Below are 15,189 nucleotides of genomic sequence, written 5' to 3'. Positions count from 1 at the left end.
CGGGCCCCCTCCGACCGCGCGCGCTGCGCCCGGGCCGCGGAGCCCGGGAGGGGCTCAAAAATTCGCTTCACTCGTAAGAGTGATGGGGACTTGCGCCCGGCCCGTGCGGGGAGCAATGTCACGCGCGCGGGGACCGGGACCGCCCGATGACCGCCCGGGAGCTGCAGGGGCTCGCCGCGATCGTCACCGGCGGCGCCACGGGGATCGGGCTCGCCACGGCGGAGACCCTGGCGGCACGCGGCGCACGGGTCGCCGTGCTGGACCAGGCGCCCGGCCGGGCTCCTGGGCACGTGCACGCGCTCGCCGCCGACATGGCCGACGACACGTCCGTGCGCTGGGCGGTCGGCCGCGCCGTGGAGGACCTGGGCGGGCTGGACATCCTGGTCAACAACGCGGGGACCGGGGCGGTCGGCACCGTGGAGGAGAACCCGGACGGCGAGTGGCGCCGGGTGCTGGAGGTCAACCTCCTGGGCGTGGTCCGGGCGAGCCGGGCGGCGCTGCCGTACCTGCGCCGCTCCCCCTACGCGTCGATCGTCAACATCTCCTCGGTCACGGCCACCGCCGGGCTGCCGCGTCAGGCGCTCTACGCGGCGAGCGAGGGCGCCGTCCTCGCGCTCACCCTGGCCATGGCCGCCGACCACCTGCCCGAGGGCGTGCGGGTCAACTGCGTCACCCCCGGCACCGTCGACACCCCCTGGGTGGAGCGGCTGATCGCGGCCGCCCCCGACCCGGCAGCCGAGCGGGCCGCGCTCCAGGCCCGCCAGCCCAGCGGGCGCCTGGTCACCGCCCAGCAGGTCGCAGATGCCGTCGCCTACCTCGCCGGGCCCTCCGCGGCGGCCGTCACCGGCACCGCACTCCCCGTGGACGGCGGCCTGCACGCCCTGCGCCCGACGCCACCACCCGGCCCCGCACGGCCCCTGCCCTGAGCGGCCGCGGAGCCGGACCAGAGCCGGTCCACCGCGAGGAGCCACCGCGAGGAGCCACCGCGTACGGGACGCCCTAGCATGAAAGACACGTATCAGCGGAAATGGGACGTCCCTGATGGTCATGCCGGAGGGAAGCGCGGCGGCGCCGGCCAAGGCGCCGTTCGACCTGGCCTATGCCGCGTCGGCGCTGATCGACGGCAAAGGGACCATCGTCGGATGGACGGCCGCCGCGGAGCACCTGCTGGGCCATCCGGCCGCGGAGGTGATGCACCGCCCCGCCGCGCTGCTGCTCGCCTCGCCGGAGCAGGGCGCCGGGGCCGCGAAAATGGCCGCCCAGTGGCAGGACCAGGACATCTGGGGCGGTCTGGTGGCCGCCCGGCACCGTGACGGGCGGCGGATCGAGCTCGGCCTGCGGGTGTCCGCGCTGACGGCCCCCGACGGCGCGGAGCGCTGGCTGGTGTCCGCGATCGACCTGGCCAGGACCCCGTCGTGGGCGGTGAGCAGCGCCATCCTGGAGAGCTTCCTCAGCCGGTCCCCGATCGGCATGGCGGTCCTCAACCCCGATCTGCGCTACGTGTGGCTCAACGACACCCTGGAACGCTTCGGCGGCGTGCCGCGCGAGCACCGCATCGGCATGCGCATGGCCGACGCCCTGCCCGGGATGGACACCGGGGCGCTGGAGGCCATCATGCGCGAGGTGCTGCTGACCGGTGAGCCCGCGATCGACCACGAGTTCCAGGGCTGGACGCTCGCCGCCCCCTATCGCGAGCGGTCCTTCTCCACCTCCTTCTACCGCCTGGACGACGCCGAGGGCCGGATGCTGGGCGTCTGCTACATGGCCATGGACGTCACCGACCGGTGGCGGGCCCGGGCCCGGCTCGCGCTGCTCAACGAGGCCGGGGCCTGCATCGGCAGCACCCTGGACGTCACCCGCACCGCCCAGGAACTGGCCGACGTGTCGGTCCCGCGGCTCGCCGACTTCGTCACCGTCGACCTGCTGGAGCCGGTGCTGCGCGGTGCCGAGCCGCCGACCGGCGGCGCTCTGGGCGAGGTGCCGCTGTGCCGTGCCGCGATGCGCTCGGTGCACCCGGGCACCCCGGAGTCGATCGTCGCGCTCGGCGAGCGGATCAACGTCGGCGTCACCTCGCCGCACGTGCGCTGCATGGCCTCCGGCCGGTCCGAGATGGAGGCCGACATCGCCATCGACCGGGCGTCCTGGCTCACCAAGGACCCGGCCCGCGCGGCCAAGATCCGCGAATTCGGAATGCGGTCGGTGATGTGGGTGCCGCTGCGGGCCAGGGGCACCGTACTCGGCGTGGTGACCTTCGTCCGGCACCGCAGACCCGGCTCCTTCGAACAGGACGACCTGCTGCTCGCCGAGGAACTCACCGCCCGCGCCGCGGTGTGCGTGGACAACGCCCGGCGCTGGACCCGCGAGCACGAGGCGGCACTCACCCTGCAGCGCAGCCTGCTGCCGCAGACGCTGGCCGGCGGCACGGCACTGGAGGTCGCCTCCCGCTACCTGCCCACCGACATCCAGGACGGCGTGGGCGGCGACTGGTTCGACGTCATCCCGCTGTCCGGGGCGCGGATCGCGCTGGTGGTCGGGGACGTCGTCGGGCACGGGCTCACCGCGGCGGCGACCATGGGGCGGCTGCGAACGGCCGTCCACACCCTCGCCGACATGGATCTGCCGCCCGACGAACTGCTGGCGCACCTGGACGACCTGGTCATGCGGCTCACCGAGGAGGAGACCGCCGACCCGTCCGTCGCCGCCGCCGTCACCGGCGCCACCTGCCTGTACGCCGTCTACGACCCGGCGACCCGGCGGCTGACGACGGCCCGCGCCGGGCACCCGCCGCCGGCGGTCGTCGACCCCTCCGGCCGGGTCACCTTCGCCGAGCTGCCCGCCGGGCCGCCGCTCGGCCTGGGCGCCATGCCCTTCGAGTCCGCCGAACTCGAACTCGCCGAGGGCAGCATCGTCGCCCTCTACACCGACGGCCTGATCGAGACCTCCGGCGAGGACATCGACGTCGGCCTGGGGCGGCTCACGCACGCCCTGGCGCACCCCGAACTGCCGCTGCAGGAGCTCTGCTCGGCCGTACTGGAGCGGCTGCTGCCCGGTCCGCCCGCCGACGACGTCGCGCTGCTGATCGCCCGCACGCACGCGCTCACCGCCGACCGGTTCGTCGCCTGGGACCTGCCGCTCGACCCGGCGGTCGTCAGCGAGGCCCGGGCGCTGGCCGCGCGCCGACTCACCGAGTGGGGGCTGGAGGAGCTGCTGATGATCACCGAGCTGATCGTCAGCGAGCTGGTCACCAACGCCATCCGGCACGCCTCGGGGCCGATCCGGCTGCGGCTGATCCGGCAGTCGGTCCTCATCTGCGAGGTCTACGACGGCAGCAACACCGTGCCGAGGCTGCGGCACGCCAGGACCACCGACGAGGGCGGCCGCGGGCTCTTCCTCGTCGCCCAGCTGTCCCGCCGGTGGGGCACCCGCTACACCGCCGACGGCAAGGTCATCTGGGCGGAGCAGGAGATACCGGACATCGGCCGGGACTGAACGTCCGTCGCCCGCAGCGGGTGGGCCGCGGAGCTCACGGCCGAGGCAGCGGCCCGCCCGCCCCCGGCCGAAGTCCGGCGGTCAGCCCTCGAGTGCCGCCGGGTCCATGTACACGACCTCCCACAGGTGGCCGTCCGGGTCCTGGAAGCTGCGGCCGTACATCGGCCCCTGGTCCATGGGCTCGTTCGAGGGCGACCCGCCGGTGGCCAGGGCCGTGTCGACCAGCTCGTCCACGCGCTCCCGCGACTCGACGCCCAGGCAGTGGATGGACTCGGTGGTCTTCGTGGCGTCGGCGACCTCCTTCTTGGTGAACTGCCGGAAGAAGGGCTCGACCAGCAGCATCGCGAAGATGCCCTCGCCGATCACCAGGCACGCGGCGTTGTCGTCGGTGAACCGGTCGTCGAAGGAGAAGCCGAGGCCGCCGAAGAACGCCTTCGCCCTGGGCAGGTCCTGTACGGGAAGGTTGACGAAGATCTGGGTCGGCATGGTCCGCCTCGTTCCGTTCCGGGCTCTCTGTCAGTGGTCTGTGCTGAAGTAGACCCGTGGGCACTCCGGAACTCATCGGAAGGCGGAGGAGAACCATGAGCGATCTCGCTGCACCCCCGGATGTGGCACAGGAGCTGGAGCGTTATCGCGCGGAGCTGACCGGCTACTGCTACCGGATGCTGGGCTCGGCGTTCGAGGCGGAGGACGCCGTCCAGGACACGATGGTGCGGGCCTGGCGGGCGTACGACCGTTTCGAGGGCCGCTCCAGCCTCCGCTCCTGGCTGTACCGCATCGCCACCAACGCGTGCCTGGACATCCTGGGCGGCACCGGGCGCCGCGCCCGCCCGATGGACCTGGCCTCGCCCGGCACCGCCGACGGCCCGCTGCCCGGCACCCTGCCGGAGAGCACCTGGATCTCCCCTGCGCCCGACGACCGCGTCCTGCCCGAGACGGGCGACCCAGCCGACCTCGCCGACCAGCGCGAGAGCGTGCGCCTGGCGTTCGTGGCCGCCCTGCAGCACCTCGCGCCGCGTCAGCGGGCCGTGCTCATCCTGCGGGAGGTGCTGGCCTGGAAGGCCGCCGAGGTCGCCGAACTGCTCGACACCACCGTCGCCTCGGTCAACAGCGCGCTGCAGCGGGCCCGCGCCGCCCTCGCCGCCGCCGGCCCCGCCGTGACCGACCCGGCCCGTCCGCTCGACGAGGGGCAGCGCGCCCTGCTCGGCCGCTACGTCGCCGCCTTCGAGTCCTACGACCTGGAGGCCCTCACCTCACTGCTCCACGAGGACGCCACGCTGTCCATGCCGCCCTTCGGCCTGTGGCTGCGCGGGCCCGCGGACATCAGGGCCTGGATGCTCGGGCTCGGCTCCGGCTGCCGCGGTTCACGGCTCGTCCCCGTCACGGCCAACGGCACCCCGGGCTTCGGGCAGTACCGGCCCGCCCCCGGCGGGGGGCACGAACCGTGGGCGCTGCAGGTCATCGAGATATCGGACGGCCGGATCACCGGGCTCAACTCCTTCCTCGACACCGAACGGCTCTTCCCGCTGTTCGGCCTCCCCGCGCGCCTCGGGCCCCAGGCCCGTTAGCCCGCCCAGTCCCGTGAGCGCGAGCAGTTCCCGCAGGGCGCCGCCGGCGCCCCGAAGCCGGATGCGGCCGCCGTGGCGCCGGGCGGTGAGCTGCAGCCGCGCGAGGGCGTCGACCAGCACGACGTCCGGGACACCGTCGAGCCCGCCCACGTCGCACAGCACCGTGCCGCCCCGCTCGGCCAGCAGCGCCCGCAGCCGCTCGGTCAGCGGCGGGATCCCGGCGCGGTCGAGCCTGCCGGTCAGGACGAGCACGGCGGGCCCACCGCCCGGTCGGGAGGCGGGTGGGGGCGGCGCGGGCCGGGCCATGGCGACCTCCCGGAAGGGGTTGCGGGCATGGGCGTACGGGCTCTCGTGCGTGCCCGTACATCCCTAGGACCGGCAGTGCCGCCGTAATCCATCGGCGCGGTGCGTCACCGTCGGAGCAGCGCCGTGATCTCCCGGGGGGTCCAGGCCCCGTCCGCGCACCGCGCGAGGTAGGCCGCGATGCCGGGCAGGTCCCAGGCGCCCGTCTCGGCCAGGCCCTCGGCGATGTGCCGCAGGTAGATCCCGGACGGCCTGACGTGCTCGGTCCCGCCGCAGCCCCAGGGCGCGGTGAAGGTGAGCACGGGGTGCCCGTCCACGTCCCCGGGGTACAGCAGCGTCTCGTAGCGCCCGTCGCCCACCCGGGCCCTGCCGTACCGGAGCACCTCGCCGAAATCGAGGTCGGTACCCGGCGACCGGTACATCTCCTGGGCGGCGATGTCCGAGAACTGATCGATCGTCAGCAGATGGGCGCGGGCGCGCACCCCGCCCCCCGGCGCGTCGCGGTCGTAGAAGGCCCGGCCGCCCGACCAGACCGGCGACCGCGTCGCGAAGTACATCCGCCCCGGCAGCTCCAGCGGCACCGACCGCGGCGGCGGCCGCGCGTCCCGGCAGCCCGGGTACTCCCGGCCGCCCCCGGGCGGCGCCCCGCCGGCGAGATAGCTGTCGAGGCGCGCGAGGTGGGTGTTGGAGCCGTAGGCCCCGTACCAGACGAAGCCGGGCGGCCGGTCCCGCCGGCCGCCGCCCCGGGGTCCCACGCACCGCGGTGTGGTCACCACTCCATGATGCGGCTCCCCGGCCGGCACCGCGGGCTCAGGCGGCCGGGACCGTGCCGCGGATCTGCCGCAGGAACGCGGCGTTGTCCGGCGTCGCCCGCAGCCGCTCCAGCAACGTCTCCAAGCCCCCCGCACCACGCAACGCCCGCCGCAGGCCACGGGCGGCGGTCAGCTCGGCAGGGCTGAGCAGCAGCTCCTCGCGCCGGGTCCCCGACGGGGCCACGTCCACCGCCGGGAAGACCCGGCGGTCGGCGAGCCCGCGGTCCAGGCGCAACTCCATGTTGCCGGTGCTCTTCAGCTCCTCGAAGAAGTAGTCGTCGGCCCGCGATCCGGTGTCGACCAGCGCGGTGGCCAGGATGGTCAGCGAACCGCCCTCCTCCGCGAGCCGCGCAGCGCCGAACAGCCGCTTCGGGCCGAGCAGCGCCGCCGCGTCGACACCGCCGGACAGCGTCCGGCCGCCCGAGGACGCCGCGTTGTTGTGCGCCCGGCACAGCCGGGTGAGGGAGTCCAGCAGGACGACCACGTCCCGGCCGGTCTCGACCAGCCGCTTGGCCCGCTCGACGGCCAGTTCGGCGACGGCGATGTGCTGCCTGGGCGTCCGGTCGAAGGTCGAGGCGACGACCTCGCCCCGCACCGACCGCCGCAGGTCGGTGACCTCCTCCGGCCGTTCGTCCAGGAGCACCACCATCAGGTGGCACTCGGGGTGGTTGTCCGCGACGGCGTGCGCCAGCCGCCGCAGCAGCATGGTCTTGCCGGCTTTCGGCGGTGCGACGATCAGCCCACGCTGGCCCTTGCCGACGGGGGCCAGCAGATCCATGACGCGGGTGGTCAGACCGCCCTTCGGGCACTCCAGGCGCAGCCGCTCGGACGGGTGGAGCGGGGTCAGGTCCGCGAAGTGCCGCCGCCCGCGGGCCAGGCCGGCTGGCTGCCCGCCGACCTGATCGGCCCGTACGAGGGCACGGGAGCGGCCGGCCGTGGCCAGGCCTTCGACGGCGTCGCCCTTGCGCAGCCCGTACCGCCTGATCACCTCCTGCGGCACCGGGACGTCGTGCGGACCCTGCGCGTAGCCGGCGGTGCGCAGGAATCCTCGTCCGTCCTCGACGTCGAGGACGCCGGCGACGGCGACGAGCCGTTCGCCCGAGGGGGAGGAAGCGGGGGCGGGGGCGGGGGCAGGGCTGAGGGTGGGGGTGGGGGTGGTGGGAGCTGTGGGCATACGTGGTCCTCGGGAGAAGGGCGCGTACGGCGGCGGAACGGGCCGGCCGTCGGGACGCGCGGCAGAGGAGGCGGAAGCCTCGGGAGATCGCCGACGCGGGGCGCGGGCGGAAGGGAACGCCGCAGCGGACTGCGGGAGCGGACCGCAGGACGGCCACGCGGGGGAGCACCGGCGCCGAAGAGGGGCGCACAGCCGTGCTCTTCGCACTGTAGCACCGCGACTCCGGAGCGCGAACCGCCCCAATGTCGCGGACCTGTCACACTTCGTACGCATACGGCACACCCAACGGCCCCGCGCCCGGCCGCCGTTCCGGTCACCGGATGAAGTCCGTGCCGATCGCCGCCGCCGTGGCCGCGCTGCTGGCCGTCCCTGCGTGCACGGCGCGGTCCGCCGGGCCGCCCTCGCGGTCGTGACCCCCGCCCCCGGCGGGGACGAGCGCGCCCCGGGCGCGGCGGTCACCGTCGCCCTGTGCGGTCACCGGGCGCACCAGCCGCCGTGCCCCTTTCACCTCATCCATGGGAAGGAGCGATGAACAAGTGCCGGGTCGGAGGAACCCCGCAAAGCGGGCGGACCGGTCCCCCGCGGGTCAGCCCGGCGTGCCCGGGCTTACCGGGCCGCCAGAAAACGGCGCGGCGAACGTCGCCGTCCTCAGGCTGGCGGTGACCGCGTCGACGGTCCCCTTCGCCGGACGGTTGAAACAGGCGCTGACCAACAGGCCGACGGAGGACGTGGCGTCCGGGTCCTCCCCCCAGCCCGTCAGCTCCCACTGGCCGCCGAGCGCACGGCAGCCCTCACCCGCCGCCACCACACCCTTCACCATGAACCGGCCGGGCCGGTCGCCGCTGCCCCCCGGCGCCTCCACCTGCCGGAAGGAGATCAGCACCCCCTCCTCGGCGACCTTGTCCACGGGCGGACAGACCGAGTAGCTGATGATCTCCGGCTTCGTGCACTCGCCGCGCTCGTGGAGCGGCCCGGAGCCGACGAACCCGACCACCAGGCCACGCGGGCCGGAGGTCGTGAAGGACCGCCAGTTCTCGCCGCGCATCTTCAGCCTCAGCCCGGACAGGCCGTCCACGCCGACCAGTTCGTACCCGGGGTCCGTGCTCCTCGTCGGCCCCGGCAGGGGATACCCCGGAGCCGGCACCGAGCGGGACGGGGACGCGGCCGGCAGGATCCGCTGCCCCCGGGGCGTCACGGGATTCGCGGGCTGCAGCAACGCGGCGGCCATCACCGCCGCCGTGACGCCACCGACCGCCGCCACCGCCCCGGCGGCCACCCGGCGCCGCCTGCGCCGCCGCACGAGCCGCCTGACCTGCGCCATCCGGTCGTGGGGCGCGGGCGGCCGCGGCACGGCGCGCTCCAGCAGCACGCTCAGCTCCCACTCGTCCTCCGGCTCAGGCTCCGCGTTCACACCGCTCACCACCCCTCGCCAGGCTCGGCACCGCCGCGAGTTGCCCCCGCAGCATGGTCAGCGCCTTGGCCGCCTGGCTCTTGACCGTGCCGGGCCGGCAGCCGAGCACATCGGCGGTCTCCTCGACGCTCAGGTCCTCGAAGTAGCGCAGCACCACCACCGCCCGCTGCCGTGCGGGCAGCCGGCGTATCAGCACCGCCAGCGACTGCTCCAGGTCGACCGAGGCGAACGGGTCCGCCGCGGCCGCCACCGCCGTGTCCGGCACCTCGCCGTGCGGCACCTCGCCCCGCCAGCGGCGCTGCCACCACGAGGAGGCCGTGTTCACCAGCGCCCTGCGCACGTAGGCCTCCGGGTTCTCCCCGGCTATGCCCCGCCACTTCGGCCACACCTTGGCCAGGACCGTCTGCAGCAGGTCCTCCGCCAGGTGCGTGTCCCCGGTCAGCAGCCAGGCGACCCGCAGCAGCCGCGGCCCGCGCGCGGCGACGAACTCCTCGAAGTCCGTCTCCGCATCCCTCACCGTGGTGTCCTTGCCATCGTGTTCCTGTCCGTGCTCCCAGCAGCCTCACACCGCCTGAACCGCCTGGGACACCGGATCGGTTGCCAGGAATCCGGGATCGCCCTCGTTCGTTGCCGCCTCGGACGGGCGCGCGACGCGCGGCCGTCCGTCAACTGACCGCAGATGAAAGGGCGTTCCCCGTGACAGCCGCACCCGACCAGCAGGAGACGAGGAGAGCCGGCCTGTGAGCAGCGTCACCAAGGGCCTCGGTAAGGTCGAGGTCCGGCTCAAATGGGACCCGAGTCCGCTCGGCGCACCCGCCAGCGACCTGGACATCGTCGCGGCCACCTACAGCGCCGCCGACCCGCAGGGCACCCCGGCGTACCTCGTCCACTTCGACAGCCGTTCCCCGGACGGCACCATCACGCTCAACCGCGACAGCAAGACCGGCAAGGGGCTGGGCTTCGACGAGGTCATGACCCTCGAACTCGACCGGCTCGGCGCCGCGTACCACCGCGTCGTCGTCGGCGTGGTCGTGCAGCAGCGCGACGGCCGGATGACCTTCGGCGACGTCGCGGGCACCGGCGTGCGCGTGGTCGAGGGCCACACCGACCTCGCCGCCTCCGACCTCGGCGAGGTCGCGGGCGCCACGGCCGCCACCGTGGGCGAGTTCCGCCGCGGCGACGCCGGTGAATGGCGCTTCCGCCCCGGCCTCCACGGCTACGACACCGATCCGGCGGACTTCGCCCGCGTGATGGGCGGCGGCCCCTCCTGACCGCCGCCGGGCACGCCCGTGCCCTCCCGCGCGCGTCGCGGGAGGGCACGGGCACCGCACCGCGCGGCGCCTAGACGACGCCCTGCGCCGTCATCGCCTCCGCCACGCGCAGGAAGCCCGTGACGTTGGCGCCGAGGACGTAGTCGTCCGGCGTGCCGCCGTAAGCCGCGGCGGTGGCCCGGCAGTGGGTGTGGACGTCGCGCATCACCTGCGCGAGCCGCTCCTCGGTCCGCTCGAAGGTCCACAGCTCGCGGGACGCGTTCTGCTGCATCTCCAGCGCCGAGGTCGCCACACCACCGGCGTTGGCGGCCTTGCCCGGACCGAAGAGCACGTCCGCCTCCCGGAACACCTCGATCGCCTCCGGGGTGCAGGGCATGTTCGCGCCCTCGGCGACGGCCAGCACGCCGTTCTTCACCAGCGTCCCGGCGTCCTGCCCGTCCAGTTCGTTCTGCGTGGCGCAGGGCAGCGCCACATCACACGGCACGTCGAAGACCGAGCCGCGCTCGGAGTACCGCGCGTTCGGCCTGGCCTCCGCGTACGCCGACAGCCGCGCCCTGCGCACCTCCTTGATCTCCTTCAGCAGTTCCAGGTCGATGCCGGCCTCGTCGACGATGTAGCCGCCGGAGTCCGAGCAGGCCACCACCGAGCCGCCCAGCGCGCGGACCTTCTCGATCGCGTAGACGGCGACGTTGCCCGACCCGGAGACCACCGCCCGGCGCCCCTCGAAGCCCTGCCCGCGGGTGGCCAGCATCTCGGCCGCGAAGTACACCGCCCCGTACCCCGTCGCCTCGGTCCGGGCGTGCGAGCCGCCCCAGGCGACGCCCTTCCCGGTCAGGACCCCCGCCTCGAAACGGTTGGTGATCCGCTTGTACTGCCCGAAGAGGTAGCCGATCTCCCTGCCGCCCACGCCGATGTCCCCGGCCGGCACATCGGTGTGCTCGCCGAGGTGCCGGTGGAGTTCGGTCATGAACGCCTGGCAGAAGCGCATGACCTCGCCGTCGGAGCGGCCCTTGGGGTCGAAGTCGGAGCCGCCCTTGCCGCCGCCGATGGCCAGCCCGGTCAGCGCGTTCTTGAAGATCTGCTCGAAGCCGAGGAACTTCACGATGCCGAGGTCGACGCTCGGGTGGAAGCGCAGGCCCCCCTTGTACGGGCCGAGCGCGCTGCTGAACTCCACCCGGAAGCCCCGGTTGACCTGCACGCGCCCCTGATCGTCCACCCACGGCACCCGGAAGATCACCTGCCGTTCCGGCTCGCACATCCGCTCCGCGATCCGGGTGTCCAGGTACTCCGGGTGCCGCTCCAGCGCCGGCGCCAGCGTGTGCAGCACCTCCCCCACCGCCTGGTGGAACTCCCTCTCGCCGGCATTGCGCCGGCAGACGTCCGCGTAGACGGCCTCGATGTGAGCACTGACGTTCATGCGCGCCTTCCCTCGTCCAATGTCCCGGACGCGCCCGCCGTGGCGCCGCGTCCGGCCGTCGCCGTGTCAACGAGTACGGATGGAAGAAAGCAAGGTGTCAGGCGGAGCAACTCCGCACCCCGAAAGTTCCCGGGTCACCCGAACGGGCCGCGCCCTTTTGGTAAGGGCACGGCGTGTCCGGGTGGCTCGGGAGGTTGTCGGACGCCCACGCGTCCAAGCCGGCCGCCGCCCGGAGGATCACGTCGACGGGCCGGCCGTCCGGGACGTTCGGCGGTCACCAACCCCAGGCGGGCTGTCAGCAACGACACCCCCGTCCACGGTCGTGAAGCCGCGGAAGGCCTCCAGCGCGCCGTCCCGGGCACGGGAGCGAGTCGTCTCGTCGGCCTCGTCCTCGCGCAGCCAGTGCCGGACGGGGCCCAGCCCATGAGGAGGTCGGCCGCGGTTGAGGACACTCGGTCGAAGCCCGCCTCGTTCAGGATCCGCTCGGTGTGCACGGGATCGCCGAAGCAGGCCGGCCCGGTGTTCCCGGTCAGGCCGGGTACGGAGACCACGGTCCCGATCGCCCGGTAGATCTTCGTCTGGTCCATGCTCCGGTGGCCGCGCGGACACACGAACGCCAACCGTCCGCCGGGTCGCAGCGCGCGGCGAGGTCGGCGAAGAACATCACCCCGAAGCGGCTCACCGCCGCGTCGAAGCCCCGCTGGGGGAACAGGTACACCTGTGCGTCCCTCGTGTGAAGGCGACTTCGTCAACCACACCCGATCAAGCCCACTGGTTTCGCAACCGTCTCACCGTAAACTGACAGGGAGTGCGGTACGGCAGCGCTCGGCCCGTGATGGAATCGACACGACAGCCGTAGTCCGCTGGCTCGACCGCCCCGGACTCGCCTGTTGTCGGGACCGAGCCACGATCGTGAGGCACAGCTGCATTGAGCACAATGAAGCCGTCGTCGCCCTCCATCTCCGCACGCATGAGCAGGCAGGCGAGCAAGGACACGGCCGCCGAACTGCTCATCCGACGCCTCCTGCACGCGGCCGGCCTGCGCTACCGCGTGGAGTACCCGGTGCCGGGCATGCCGCGGCGCCGCATCGACGTGGCGTTCACCTCGGTCAAAATAGCTGTCCTCATCGACGGATGCTTCTGGCACAGCTGCCCGGAACACGCGACGCAGCCGAGGTCGAACGCAGAGGAGTGGCGGCAGAAGTTGGACCGCAACATGGCGCGTGACAAGGAGACCACGGAACACCTCGTAGTGGCCGGTTGGAAGGTACTGCGCTTCTGGGAGCATGAAGCACCGGATGACGTGGCTCTCCGTATCGCGGCGGCGGTGGAGCAGCGGAAGGTCGAGCGGGGACTGCGGAGGAATCGTTGAGCGGACTGAGCTTCGTCGACGTGTGCTCCGGGGCAGGTGGACTCGCGCTGGGGTTGGAACGAGCGGGCTTCACGCCTCGACTCCTCCTGGACAACGATTCGTCTGCCTGCGACACGCTCAAAGCCAACCGGCCGCATTGGAATGTGCTGAAAGCCGACCTTCTCGACTTCGACCCCGTGGACCACCCCGAGGTGTACGACGTCGATCTGCTGGCCGCTGGGCTACCCAGGGTGAAGTCGAACGCGACAGTGACGCGCCAGTCGTCGGACACCGAGTTGCGGCTCATCGAAGCGACCGCCTACCTGGTCCATGCCGTCCAACCACGGGCACTGATCATCGAGAACGTGCCGAGCTTCGTTGACCAGGGTTCCCTGGCGCCGGTACGTGACTTCCTCCACGAAGAGCTGAAGCACCTCGGCTACGAGCTGACCTGGTTCATCTTGAACGCTGTCGACTTCGGAGTGCCCCAGGACCGCATGCAAGGCATCCTCGTGGCCGTGAAGCAGCAGTGGGCGAGCGTCTTCCGCCCGCCCCGCCCCAGCCTCCACAAGCACGTATCGGTCGGACAGGCGCTGGCACCGTCGATGCGCTCCCGCGGCTGGCCGGACGCCGACCGTTGGGGGGCCCAGGCAACGGGGGTGGCCCCAACCTTGGTGGGCGGATCCAAGACACACGGAGGTCCTGACTTCGGGCCGAGCGGCACAAAGGCCAAGTGGCGGCGCATGGGGGTCTACACGAAGTCATTCGGGAACGAGCCGCCGGGCCCCGACTTCACGTGGGATCCGTCACTCGGGGACGAGGGACTGGTGAGGATCACGGTGGACCAGACCGCCCTGCTCCAAGGCTTCCCCGAAGAGTGGCGGATCTCCGGCCTGAAGACCGCCCGATACCGTCAGATCGGGCACGCCACCCCGCCGCCGGTCGGAGAGGCGCTGGGCCGAGCCGTCGCTGAAGCGTTGAGCGCGGATCCGGGCGTCCGCGCAGCCGGCTAGACTTCGGCCACATGACCAGCTCGGCGCACCACCAGCCCATCCTCCACAACCCCTTTGTCCTGGACCTCTTCGCAGGACCCGGAGGGCTGGATGTCGCTGGGCACGCGTTCGACATCCCCAGTCTCGGTATCGAGTGGGACAGAAGTGCGTGCCTCACGCGATACGCGGCCGGGCTGGACACCCTTCACGCCGACGTGAGCGCGGTACGCAGGGATTCCTTCGAGTCCCTGCCGCCGGAGATCAACGTGCTCGCCGGTGGCCCTCCGTGCCAGACGTACTCTGTGGCCGGACACGGCGCCGGACGCCAGGCCTTGGACCGGGTCAAAAAGTACATCGACCGGCTGATGGCAGGCGAGCCCGACCAGAAGATCGACGAGGAACTGAAATCCCTCCCCGATCCGCGCACTGCATTGGTCCTCGAGCCTCTCCGATACGCGATCCAGGCGACCAGGAGCCCGAACCGGGGGCACCGCCCGTACGACGTCATCGTCCTTGAGCAGGTACCGGCGGTGGCCCCGCTCTGGAAGCACTACGCCAAGGTCTTGGAGGACATAGGGCTTCCAGATGAAACCAAATACAAGGTTGTCTTCGGCATCCTCGACACCGAGACCTTTGGGGTGCCTCAGACACGATCCCGCGCGGTACTGATCGCTCGGCGTGTAGGGCTCGGAGAGCCCTCGCTCCCTGAAGCGACCCACCGTTCCTATGAAGCGAAGGAATGGAACTGGAAGAGCGGAACGAGCGAACCCGACCGGGCTGCGGGCCAGGTCCATCAGCCGACACTCAACGAGGGCGCCACCGCATCGACGAGCGGCGAGGAGCCCCCGCGCTGCAGGTCGATGCGGGATGCCCTCGCGGAACCGGTGGGCTCACATCCGGGCCGTCGCACTCGCTTCCTGGTCCGCTCGAACTACGGCAGTTCCGGGAACCCGGGAAGGCGTGGAGTGCGGACCGACGAGCAGCCCGCCGCCACCGTCACCGGTCGTATCTCCCGCTTCGTGGTCTTCGAGCACCTCGACGACGACATCGTCTACGAGGGTCCGCGGTTCAGCATGAACGAGGCGGGCATGCTGCAGAGCTTCCCGCCGGACTATCCGTGGTCCGGTACGGGGCAGGCCCAGCAGGTGGGCAACGCCGTACCGCCCCTGTTCGGTGCGCACCTGCTGAGCGCCGCTCTAGGGCTCCACGAGCCGGACCCGGAGGCGTTGAGGAAGCCGTGGCAGCCGGCCACGAAGGAACAGCAAGCCAAGCTGCGCAGCAACGGCTGCGGAGCCGCCGACGCCTGCACCGACAGGTGCCCACGCCCCGAGGACCAGGTGCCGCCGCCTTCCTCCGTGCGTCCTCGTAAGGGCAAGCAGACGCCGGCGAAGTAGTCCGAGC

General features: G+C 72.6%; 14 protein-coding genes and 1 pseudogene. 7 read left to right on the top strand and 8 right to left on the bottom strand.

Translation table 11 applies throughout. From position 1 onward, the window contains the following. The first annotated feature begins 146 nt into the window (after positions 1 to 146). Entirely contained in the window at positions 147 to 926 is a 780-nt protein-coding gene (locus AC3EUJ_RS02885) for an SDR family NAD(P)-dependent oxidoreductase (RefSeq protein ID WP_431959272.1), read from the top strand. A 115-nt stretch (positions 927 to 1,041) separates the two neighbouring features. After that, positions 1,042 to 3,489, top strand: a complete 2,448-nt coding sequence (locus AC3EUJ_RS02880; RefSeq protein WP_431959271.1) for a SpoIIE family protein phosphatase — start codon at positions 1,042 to 1,044, stop codon at positions 3,487 to 3,489. An 81-nt stretch (positions 3,490 to 3,570) separates the two neighbouring features. Here the strand turns inward: AC3EUJ_RS02880 and AC3EUJ_RS02875 are convergent, their stop codons facing one another. After that, on the bottom strand, positions 3,571 to 3,975 hold the full coding sequence (locus AC3EUJ_RS02875) for a VOC family protein (RefSeq protein ID WP_431959270.1): 405 nt from the start codon (positions 3,973 to 3,975) through the stop codon (positions 3,571 to 3,573). Between the two features lie 95 nt (positions 3,976 to 4,070). On the opposite strand from AC3EUJ_RS02875, the gene AC3EUJ_RS02870 reads away from it, so the two are divergent. Then, positions 4,071 to 5,057 carry a sigma-70 family RNA polymerase sigma factor gene (locus AC3EUJ_RS02870; protein WP_431959269.1) on the top strand — a complete coding sequence of 329 codons (987 nt, stop codon included), beginning with the start codon at positions 4,071 to 4,073 and terminating at the stop codon, positions 5,055 to 5,057. Positions 5,058 to 5,066: 9 nt separating this feature from the next. Here AC3EUJ_RS02870 and AC3EUJ_RS02865 read toward each other — a convergent pair. The 6 genes and pseudogenes from AC3EUJ_RS02865 to AC3EUJ_RS02840 form a co-directional block, all read right to left on the bottom strand. Further along, positions 5,067 to 5,363 (bottom strand): annotated as a pseudogene (locus AC3EUJ_RS02865) (STAS domain-containing protein); the annotation flags it as partial. A gap of 104 nt (positions 5,364 to 5,467) precedes the next feature. Continuing rightward, positions 5,468 to 6,133 (bottom strand): histone deacetylase, encoded by a 666-nt coding sequence (locus AC3EUJ_RS02860; protein WP_431959268.1) that lies wholly within the window; start codon positions 6,131 to 6,133, stop codon positions 5,468 to 5,470. 37 nt (positions 6,134 to 6,170) lie between these two features. Further along, a complete protein-coding gene (gene rho / locus AC3EUJ_RS02855; RefSeq protein WP_431959267.1) occupies positions 6,171 to 7,346 on the bottom strand; it encodes a transcription termination factor Rho in 1,176 nt (391 codons plus the stop codon). A 313-nt stretch (positions 7,347 to 7,659) separates the two neighbouring features. Then, on the bottom strand, positions 7,660 to 7,863 hold the full coding sequence (locus AC3EUJ_RS02850; RefSeq protein WP_431959266.1) for a hypothetical protein: 204 nt from the start codon (positions 7,861 to 7,863) through the stop codon (positions 7,660 to 7,662). A gap of 69 nt (positions 7,864 to 7,932) precedes the next feature. After that, positions 7,933 to 8,757 (bottom strand): hypothetical protein, encoded by an 825-nt coding sequence (locus AC3EUJ_RS02845; RefSeq protein WP_431959265.1) that lies wholly within the window; start codon positions 8,755 to 8,757, stop codon positions 7,933 to 7,935. Then, a complete protein-coding gene (locus AC3EUJ_RS02840; protein WP_431959264.1) occupies positions 8,741 to 9,274 on the bottom strand; it encodes a SigE family RNA polymerase sigma factor in 534 nt (177 codons plus the stop codon). Before AC3EUJ_RS02840 ends, AC3EUJ_RS02845 begins: the two co-directional genes overlap by 17 nt. A 223-nt stretch (positions 9,275 to 9,497) precedes the next feature. Here AC3EUJ_RS02840 and AC3EUJ_RS02835 point away from each other — a divergent pair, with 223 nt between their 5' ends. Further along, positions 9,498 to 10,028, top strand: coding sequence for a TerD family protein (locus tag AC3EUJ_RS02835; RefSeq protein WP_431959263.1), 531 nt, complete (start codon positions 9,498 to 9,500; stop codon positions 10,026 to 10,028). A 70-nt stretch (positions 10,029 to 10,098) separates the two neighbouring features. Here AC3EUJ_RS02835 and gdhA read toward each other — a convergent pair whose 3' ends face one another. Beyond that, entirely contained in the window at positions 10,099 to 11,445 is a 1,347-nt protein-coding gene (gdhA, locus tag AC3EUJ_RS02830; protein ID WP_431959262.1) for an NADP-specific glutamate dehydrogenase, read from the bottom strand. Positions 11,446 to 12,415: 970 nt separating this feature from the next. Here gdhA and AC3EUJ_RS02825 point away from each other — a divergent pair. The 3 genes from AC3EUJ_RS02825 to AC3EUJ_RS02815 are packed head-to-tail and all read left to right on the top strand — an operon-like array spanning position 12,416 to position 15,182. Continuing rightward, positions 12,416 to 12,817 carry a very short patch repair endonuclease gene (locus tag AC3EUJ_RS02825; protein ID WP_431959261.1) on the top strand — a complete coding sequence of 134 codons (402 nt, stop codon included), beginning with the start codon at positions 12,416 to 12,418 and terminating at the stop codon, positions 12,815 to 12,817. Next, positions 12,814 to 13,809, top strand: coding sequence for a DNA cytosine methyltransferase (locus AC3EUJ_RS02820; RefSeq protein WP_431959260.1), 996 nt, complete (start codon positions 12,814 to 12,816; stop codon positions 13,807 to 13,809). The genes AC3EUJ_RS02825 and AC3EUJ_RS02820 overlap by 4 nt, the downstream gene beginning before the upstream one ends. Positions 13,810 to 13,820: 11 nt before the next feature. Further along, positions 13,821 to 15,182: a DNA cytosine methyltransferase gene (locus AC3EUJ_RS02815; protein WP_431959259.1), complete on the top strand. Its 1,362-nt coding sequence runs from the start codon at positions 13,821 to 13,823 to the stop codon at positions 15,180 to 15,182. The last annotated feature ends 7 nt before the right edge of the window (positions 15,183 to 15,189 follow it).

The sequence above is a fragment of the Actinacidiphila sp. bgisy160 genome (assembly GCF_057707815.1).
Note: the sequence above shows the minus strand (reverse complement) of the source record. Positions and strands in the feature narration are given on the sequence as shown.

What these genes read in the sequence shown, in the direction of transcription:
- AC3EUJ_RS02850 (WP_431959266.1), bottom strand. Translation starts at nt 7,863, where the DNA reads ATGGATGAGGTGAAAGGGGCACGGCGGCTGGTGCGCCCGGTGACCGCA.
- AC3EUJ_RS02870 (WP_431959269.1), top strand. Translation starts at nt 4,071, where the DNA reads ATGAGCGATCTCGCTGCACCCCCGGATGTGGCACAGGAGCTGGAGCGT.
- AC3EUJ_RS02885 (WP_431959272.1), top strand. Translation starts at nt 147, where the DNA reads ATGACCGCCCGGGAGCTGCAGGGGCTCGCCGCGATCGTCACCGGCGGC.
- AC3EUJ_RS02880 (WP_431959271.1), top strand. Translation starts at nt 1,042, where the DNA reads ATGGTCATGCCGGAGGGAAGCGCGGCGGCGCCGGCCAAGGCGCCGTTC.
- gdhA (WP_431959262.1), bottom strand. Translation starts at nt 11,445, where the DNA reads ATGAACGTCAGTGCTCACATCGAGGCCGTCTACGCGGACGTCTGCCGG.
- rho (WP_431959267.1), bottom strand. Translation starts at nt 7,346, where the DNA reads ATGCCCACAGCTCCCACCACCCCCACCCCCACCCTCAGCCCTGCCCCC.
- AC3EUJ_RS02815 (WP_431959259.1), top strand. Translation starts at nt 13,821, where the DNA reads ATGACCAGCTCGGCGCACCACCAGCCCATCCTCCACAACCCCTTTGTC.
- AC3EUJ_RS02825 (WP_431959261.1), top strand. Translation starts at nt 12,416, where the DNA reads ATGAGCAGGCAGGCGAGCAAGGACACGGCCGCCGAACTGCTCATCCGA.
- AC3EUJ_RS02875 (WP_431959270.1), bottom strand. Translation starts at nt 3,975, where the DNA reads ATGCCGACCCAGATCTTCGTCAACCTTCCCGTACAGGACCTGCCCAGG.